Origin of the sequence: Halorubrum tibetense, from assembly GCF_042661865.1 — an archaeon.
Classification (GTDB): Archaea; Halobacteriota; Halobacteria; order Halobacteriales; family Haloferacaceae; genus Halorubrum; species Halorubrum tibetense.
Genome location: NZ_JBHSWW010000497.1, coordinates 1 through 1,045 on the forward strand (window position 1 = coordinate 1; position 1,045 = coordinate 1,045).

Consider the following 1,045-nt stretch of genomic DNA (forward strand, 5'->3'; position numbering starts at 1 on the left):
CGGGGCAGTCCCCGCACCCGCCCCGCCACCGTCGAGGGGCGTGTCGGCCGCGGCGTCGTCGCTCCCGCCGAGAAGCGTGTTCGGACCGATCCGGATGTCACCGTCGCCGAGGTGGAGTTCGAGCAGCGTGAAGGATTTCTTTGACATATCCGTCAGTTGTCGTTCCGGGCGGTTAACAGTGCCGTCCCTTCCCGGCACTCACCAGTGCGCTCGTCCGCATCCCCCGGGTCATCCGCGCCGTCCGGATCGTCCGTGCCGTCCGGGCCATCCGCGCCGTCCGGATCGTCCGCGCCGTCCGGATCGTCCGTGCCGCCCGCGCCGTTCGGCCTCCTTTGGTGACCGTCGTTCAACGAGGCCGGGACCGCTGGCTTCTTTTTCGATGCCCTGTAGCCACGAACATGGACGACAAACACCGAACGTTCCTCGAAGATCTCCTCGCGACGCCGAGCCCCTCCGGGTTCGAGACGGCAACACAGCGCGTCTGGATCGAGTACGTCAACGCCTTCGCCGACGACGTATTCACCGACGCGTACGGCAACGCCGTCGCCGTCCACGAGGGCGACCCCGACGCGCCGACGATCGCCGTCACGGGACACGGCGACGAGATCGGCTTCATCGTTCGTGACATCCTCGAAGACGGCTTCCTGCGGATCGCGGCCGTCGGCGGCTCCGACCGGACCGTCTCGAAGGGCCAGCACGTGACGGTCCACGCCGACGACCCCGTGCAGGGCGTTATCGGCCAGACCGCGATCCACCTCCGTGATCCGTCCGAAGACGAGTACGAGGAGATCACTGGCCAGTTCGTCGATATCGGCGCCGCCGACGCCACCGAGGCGCGTGAACACGTCGAGGTCGGAGACCCTGTGACCTTCTCCACCGGCCTCCGGGAGCTCGTCGGCGACCGGATCGCGGCCCGTGGGATCGACAACCGAACCGGAACGTGGGCGGCCGCCGAGGGGCTCCGCCGTGCCGCCACCGCCGACGTCGACGCCACTGTGTACGCCGTATCGACGGTCCAAGAGGAGCTCGGCCTGCGCGGCGCGCG

The 1,045-nt window shown here is 68.9% G+C and carries 2 protein-coding genes; one reads left to right on the plus strand and one right to left on the minus strand.

Going from position 1 to position 1,045, the window contains the following annotated elements; genetic code table 11:
* Positions 1–152: 152 nt before the first annotated feature.
* Positions 153–350 carry a hypothetical protein gene (locus ACFQEU_RS16480; RefSeq protein WP_379783911.1) on the minus strand — a complete coding sequence of 66 codons (198 nt, stop codon included), beginning with the start codon at positions 348–350 and terminating at the stop codon, positions 153–155.
* A gap of 48 nt (positions 351–398) precedes the next feature.
* On the opposite strand from ACFQEU_RS16480, the gene ACFQEU_RS16485 reads away from it, so the two are divergent.
* Positions 399–1,045: zinc-binding metallopeptidase family protein (locus ACFQEU_RS16485; RefSeq protein ID WP_465261176.1), on the plus strand; the 647-nt coding region annotated here is incomplete at its 3' end.